We start from the raw sequence: 6,343 nt of genomic DNA, 5'->3' as shown, positions 1-6,343 counted from the left end.
TAACTTCTTTAAATCCTTAGACAACTACTAAATCACTTTTAGTTTACTAAAAAATTGTAAAACATTTAGAAATCAATTATAGTAATGAGCATTAATACATAAGCACATTATTATCTATTAACTGAAAGGGAGTAGGAGGTATTCATTAATGAGCACAAAATCTATAGATAGTATTGAAAAGGCAGCCCAAATCTTAAAATTATTGGGAGATAAAACAAGGCTTTCGATGGTTAAATTAATAGAGAACAATGAATGCTGTGTTTGTGAGTTCGTAGATATCTATCAAGCTAGCCAACCTTCAATTAGTCAGCATTTACGAAAATTAAGAGATGCTGAACTTGTGAAGGAAAGAAGAAAAGGGCAATGGGTTTTTTATTCTCTTAATAAAGAAAGCCAGTACTATGAGTTTGTTCTGGGCATACTTGAATCTGTACCAAGTCAGGACGAACGTTTAAAAGAGCTGGAAAAACAAGGACTGCGTATTAGTTGTTGTGAATAATTGGAGGTTTAAAAAGTGGCATCAGTTGTACTAGCATCATTGATTTTTTTAGTAACATTAATTTTTGTCATTTGGCAGCCGAAAAATTTATCAATCGGCTGGTCGGCTTGCGGGGGGGCTATGATTGCTTTACTGGCAGGCGTTGTTGATTTTCAAGACGTTCTTGAGGTAACCAGCATTGTGTGGAATGCGACTCTTACGTTTATTGCTATTATTATTATTTCTTTAATTTTAGATGAAATTGGTTTCTTTGAATGGGCAGCGCTTCATATGGCTAGAGCTGCAGGAGGGAACGGCGTGCGTATGTTTGTGTACGTGTCTCTTCTTGGAGCCGTTGTAGCAGCGCTATTTGCTAATGACGGAGCAGCGTTGATTTTAACACCCATTGTACTAGCCATGGTTCGGGCATTAAAGTTCGACGATAAAATGGTTTTTCCGTTTATTATCGCAAGTGGATTTATTGCAGATACAACGTCGCTGCCCCTTGTTGTTAGTAATTTAGTAAATATCGTATCAGCCGACTTCTTCGGTATTAGCTTTTCTGAATTTGCATCACGCATGATTGTTCCAGATTTGGTTTCTCTGTTTGCAAGTATTATGGTCTTATATCTGTATTTCCGCAAAAGAATTCCTAAGAAATACAATGTAGCAGATTTGCAGAAGCCAGTGGATGCCATCAAAGATGAAAAGATGTTTCGGTTATCTGGAATTGTCTTAGTTTTGTTAGTGCTAGGCTATTTAATTGGAGAATTCTTTAGCGTCCCTGTTTCGATTATTGCAGGTATTATTGCTATTCTGTTTTTGATGATGGCTAAAAAAAGCCGAGCGGTTCATACAAAAAAAGTGTTACGGGGAGCTCCATGGGCGATTGTCTTTTTCTCTATCGGCATGTATGTTGTTGTATACGGCTTGCGTAATGCTGGTTTAACAGAAATTCTGGCTCATGTGATCCAAGCAACGGCTAGTCATGGACTGTTTGCAGCAACAATTGGTATGGGATTCACTGCGGCTATTCTTTCATCGATTATGAACAATATGCCAACCGTTATGATTGATGCACTAGCAATCGATGCAACACACGCGGCTGGAACAATCAAGGAAGCGTTGATTTATGCAAACGTTATTGGATCGGATTTAGGTCCGAAAATTACCCCGATTGGTTCTTTAGCGACACTTTTATGGCTTCATGTTCTTTCAACAAAAGGCGTGAAAATTTCATGGGGAACGTATCTTAAAACGGGTATTATCTTAACGATTCCGACATTGTTTATTACGCTTGTTGGTTTGTATGTTTGGTTATTGATTATTTCATAACACGTCCAGATTTGTTTTAGTCGATATAAYAATGGCTGTTGCCAGAAAAATTCAGATATGTATCAAAGCTGTAGAAAATGATCTACAGCTTTTTTATTGAAAAGCTATAACGGACAGCGACACGTTTTTAAAATGAGATAGGTATCTCTCATCTAAACTACTTTTCTCCTCATTCATACTCCAACAGCTCTTTCTATGATAAAATAATAAAACTGACTAAGTTTCACATGGAAATTTGAAATGTAAGGTGATTAAATACATGAAGTTAATTATTGCAGAAAAGCCGGATCAAGGATCGACTCTAGCTTCACAGTTTCAGCCGGAGCGTCACGACGGCTATTTAGAGATTCCACCGAATGAAGTGTTTACAGACGGAGCGTATGTGACGTGGGCAGTGGGGCATTTATGTCAGCTTGTGAGTCCGGAAGATTATAAACCGGAGTGGAAAAAGTGGTCAATTGACACGCTGCCGATGATTCCAGACCGCTTTCAATATGAAGTGACGCGCTCAAAAGCTAAGCAGTTTCAAGTGGTAAAAAAACTGCTTAAAAAGCCGACGGTCACAGAAATTATTCATGCGGGAGATGCGGGGCGTGAAGGAGAATTGATTGTTCGTAATATCATTCAGCTTTCAGGTGTGCATAAGCCGATGAAGCGATTGTGGATTTCTTCTTTAACGCCAAAGGCCATTTATGATGGGTTTCAACAGTTAAAAGACGAAAGCGATACGCGTAACCTTTATTATGAAGCATATACAAGAGCATGTGCGGATTGGGTCGTTGGGATGAATGCTTCACGGGTGTATAGCATTTTGTTAAAAAAGCATGGTATGTCAGATGTTTTTTCGGCAGGGCGCGTGCAGACGCCAACTCTTGCTTTGATCGTRAAGCGTGAAAAAGAAATTGATAACTTTAAATCAGAGCCTTTTTGGGAAGTGCTTGCTAAGTTTGATATTGAAGGAAAGAAGTATGAAGGCAAATGGCATCAAGACGGAGAATCGCGTCTTAAAGAAAAAGAAATGGCCTATAAAATTGCTCAGTTTTGCGAAGGAAAAGACGCGGAAGTTCATGAACTCGTAACGGAGCGAAAAGAGTTCCAGCCGCCTTTATTATTTAACCTATCATCACTTCAAGCAACCGCCAATAAAGCGTTTAAGTTTTCTCCTAAAAAGACGCTTGATGTGCTGCAAGGGCTGTATCAGAAAGGAATTGTTTCTTATCCAAGATCAGACTCAAACTATGTAACAGAAGGAGAAGCGGAAACGTTTCCTGAGATTTTAGAAAAACTGAGTGCTTTTTCTGAATACGAACATTTATTTCCGCTTCCTTACTCTTCAGTCCTGGGAAATAAACGCTATGTAAATGCAAAAAAAGTGAGCGATCACTATGCGATTATTCCAACGGAACAAGTGAAGGACCCCAGCAAACTGTCAGGAGACGAACAGAAAATTTACGACCTAGTCGTAAGACGTCTAATTGCGGCACACTATGAAAAAGCGATTTTCGACTATACAACGATTACGACACTCGTGGAAAAGCGAGCAGCTTTTATTTCAAAAGGAAAGCAGCAAATTCAAGAAGGCTGGCGCAAAGTAATTTTTCAAAACGAGAAAGACGACGACGTTATTCTTCCGAATGTCCAAGAAGGGGAAGAAGGAAAAGTTGTTAAAGTAGACGTAAAAGAAGGTAAAACACAGCCTCCAAAACGCTACACGGAAGGTCAGTTGATTACGCTGATGAAGACAGCGGGTAAGCATTTGGATAATGATGAGCTGGAGAAAATTTTAGCAAAGTCAGAAGGGTTAGGGACTGAAGCTACGCGTGCGGGAATCATTACAATGCTTAAAGACCGTAAATATATTGATGTGAAAAAAAACCAAGTGTTTGCGACTGATAAAGGAAAGGTATTGATTGACGCGATTGGCGATAAAATTTTAGCTTCACCAGAAATGACGGCTAAGTGGGAGCAGCGTTTAGCTGAAATTGGAGAAGGAGCAGCATCGGCCGCTGCTTTTATGGAACAAACAAAAAAGCTGTCAGCTAAAATTATCGAAGACGCTGTCGAAGCAGAAAGTAAGTGGAACTTCAGCGGATACGACACTGAATCCATTCAGCGAAAAGGAAAAGGTAAAAGCTTCTCTTCTAAATCGTTTGGTTCGTGTAAGCTTTGCGACGGAAAAGTAGTCGATAAAGGTTCATTTTACGGATGCTCAAACTATGCAAAAACCAAATGCACGTTTACCGTATCGAAAAAGATTTTAGGTAAAACAGTCACCCAAGCTAATTTAAAAAAACTGTTAAGTGAAGGACAGACAGATTTGATTGAAGGCTTTAAAAAAGGCGATAAAACCTTTAATGCCAAGTTAGAATGGAAAGAAAATAAAGTGCAGTTTTTATTTGAAAAATAGAGGGATAAAAAGCGTTTGCTAAAGAGCAGGCGCTTTTTACATGCGAAGAAACAGGATTTCTCCAGCTTTTCTAGAAGTTCTTACATAGCTTATTTATCTAAAGGATGAGATTGATGAAACGAATGAGTAAAGGGATGATTCCGTTTTGGGATTATATTGGCATTGAAGAAACGCTGCTTGAAAAAGGATATGCGGAGTTGAAAATCACGATTCAGCCGCAGCTTCTGCAAGGAAGAGGAACGGTTCATGGAGGCGTTATTGCTACGCTTATCGACGCGGCGGTTGGTTCAGCTGTGCGGTCTTCTCTTTCTGAGGAGGAAAGTGCCAGTACAGTTGAATTAAAAGTAAATTACACAAGGCCGGGTATAGGTGATTATTTAGTTGCTAAATCCACACTGTCTCATCGCGGCAAAACGCTTGCTGTTGGAGAAGTGAAAATTGAAGACAGCAGCGGCAAGCTTGTTGCGCTTGGCAGTGCAACATATATGATTTTTTCAGCAGAAAAAGCTTAGGATTTTAAGCTTTTTCTGCTGAATGCAGCTGCTGGCTAATGAATGAAATAATTGTTTCATAGTAAGCTTTGGGATGAGGAGCAAATTCACTTTTGTGTGCTGTACGGTGAATGGGCTCTTTTTTATTTGTTATCCCTTCAATGATCAGTTCTGTTTGATTTCCAAGCCACAGTTCGCAAAAGTGAGAAAACGGCGCTTTTACAAGCCCTGATACTTCTTCTTGCTGCAACGTAAAAGCAGTGAGCGGATGAGAGCTGTAATATAAAAATATGTGTGCGAATTCTTTGTCAATATAGTGCGGCTGAGATACTTCATATTTAAATACATCTAAAGGAAGCAATTCATCAAATGAAATGTTGACGCCGAGCTCTTCGTGAATTTCTCTTACACCGTCCACAGCGGTTTCTGTATGAAGCAAATGTCCGGCAGCTGTAATATCGAGCGCACCCGGATAATCTTGTTTTTGTTCGCTGCGAATTTGAAAATAAATATAGTCTATATCATTTTCACGGCTGACAAACCAGCAGTGAAACGCTTMGTGCCAATAGCCTTTTTCGTGCACTTTTTTGCGAGACGCTGTTCCTATGCGCTCCTGTTGATCGTTAAATACCATTAACATTTCATCGTTCATGATAAGTTCCCCATTTCTTTCCGACTTCTTTCTACTCTAACCCGTCGTGAAGTTGATGTAAATAATGGAAGGTGAAAAAACGTGTTCATACATAAAAATAAGTACAAGATAAAGGATACATCAATTTTAGTAAAGAAGGTGCATGCGTTGAATCATTGGATGGAAGTAGTACTTCGTTCAGTGCTGATTTTACTTGGCTTGTTTTTTATTACAAAGCTGTTGGGGAAAAAACAGTTATCCAAACTTTCTTTTTTTGAATATATCGTTGGCATTACAATTGGAGATATTGCAGGAACAATTTCAATGGATGTAGATTTACAGGCAAGTCACGGGGGAGTCGCGATTTTAGTGTGGGCATCCTTTCTTATTTTTGTATCAAACGTATCGTTAAAAAGTATAAGCTTTCGAAAAGCGGTGGAAGGGACGACAACGATCCTCATTAAAGAAGGAAAAATTCTTGAGGGAAATGTAAAAAAAGAAAAATATACAGTAGATGAGCTCATGGAGCAGCTTCGGAAAAAAGACATCTTTTACGTGGAAGACGTAGCTTTTGCTATGCTCGAAACCAACGGGGAATTAAGCGTGCTGTTAAAAAAAGAAAAGCAAAACGTTACGAGAGAAGATTTATTAATAAAAGGAGAGGCGACACGATTACCTCAAACGATTATCATGGACGGAAATATAATGAAAGAAGCGGTTCATGAGCTAGGATATAGCGTAGCGTGGGTTAAAGAACAGCTCAAAAAGAAAGATGCTGCAGTCGATAAGGTATTTTTAGGCCAAGCAGACTCAGCAGGTCATCTGTATCTTGATTATTATGAAGACTAAGGCTGAGAGAAAAGTATTTTAGCCCAAGTGAAAAACGAACCATTAATCAACATGTCTGATTAGTGGTTCGTTTTTTTGTGATTGTGAACATAGTATTATCTGTTTCGTTCCTTCTAGCAGTTGATTGGAGGGCAAGCCGAAGACTCCTGCGG

At 39.1% G+C, this 6,343-nt stretch carries 6 protein-coding genes; 5 read left to right on the top strand and 1 reads right to left on the bottom strand.

The features are described 5' to 3' along the window. The first annotated feature begins 148 nt into the window (after positions 1 to 148). The 4 genes from AC1DRF_RS14125 to AC1DRF_RS14110 all read left to right on the top strand — a co-directional run bounded on the left by AC1DRF_RS14125 (position 149) and on the right by AC1DRF_RS14110 (position 4,732). Positions 149 to 499, top strand: a complete 351-nt coding sequence (locus AC1DRF_RS14125) for an ArsR/SmtB family transcription factor (protein WP_013056623.1) — start codon at positions 149 to 151, stop codon at positions 497 to 499. Between the two features lie 15 nt (positions 500 to 514). Next, positions 515 to 1,813 (top strand): arsenic transporter, encoded by a 1,299-nt coding sequence (locus AC1DRF_RS14120; protein ID WP_230184713.1) that lies wholly within the window; start codon positions 515 to 517, stop codon positions 1,811 to 1,813. A gap of 259 nt (positions 1,814 to 2,072) precedes the next feature. Continuing rightward, a complete protein-coding gene (locus AC1DRF_RS14115; protein WP_477740965.1) occupies positions 2,073 to 4,220 on the top strand; it encodes a DNA topoisomerase III in 2,148 nt (715 codons plus the stop codon). Positions 4,221 to 4,333: 113 nt separating this feature from the next. Next, on the top strand, positions 4,334 to 4,732 hold the full coding sequence (locus tag AC1DRF_RS14110) for a PaaI family thioesterase (protein WP_043981982.1): 399 nt from the start codon (positions 4,334 to 4,336) through the stop codon (positions 4,730 to 4,732). 4 nt (positions 4,733 to 4,736) lie between these two features. Here AC1DRF_RS14110 and AC1DRF_RS14105 read toward each other — a convergent pair whose 3' ends face one another. Beyond that, the gene (locus tag AC1DRF_RS14105) at positions 4,737 to 5,366 is read right to left on the bottom strand and encodes an NUDIX hydrolase (protein WP_477740966.1); all 630 of its coding nucleotides are present in this window, start codon (positions 5,364 to 5,366) and stop codon (positions 4,737 to 4,739) included. 135 nt (positions 5,367 to 5,501) lie between these two features. Between AC1DRF_RS14105 and AC1DRF_RS14100 the strand changes: the two genes are divergently transcribed. After that, positions 5,502 to 6,191 (top strand): DUF421 domain-containing protein, encoded by a 690-nt coding sequence (locus AC1DRF_RS14100; RefSeq protein WP_230184772.1) that lies wholly within the window; start codon positions 5,502 to 5,504, stop codon positions 6,189 to 6,191. Positions 6,192 to 6,343: the final 152 nt, after the last annotated feature.

The sequence above is a fragment of the Priestia sp. P5_B4 genome (genome assembly GCF_056400385.1).
Note: the sequence above shows the minus strand (reverse complement) of the source record. Positions and strands in the feature narration are given on the sequence as shown.

What these genes read in the sequence shown, in the direction of transcription:
- AC1DRF_RS14125 (WP_013056623.1), top strand. Translation starts at nt 149, where the DNA reads ATGAGCACAAAATCTATAGATAGTATTGAAAAGGCAGCCCAAATCTTA.
- AC1DRF_RS14110 (WP_043981982.1), top strand. Translation starts at nt 4,334, where the DNA reads ATGAAACGAATGAGTAAAGGGATGATTCCGTTTTGGGATTATATTGGC.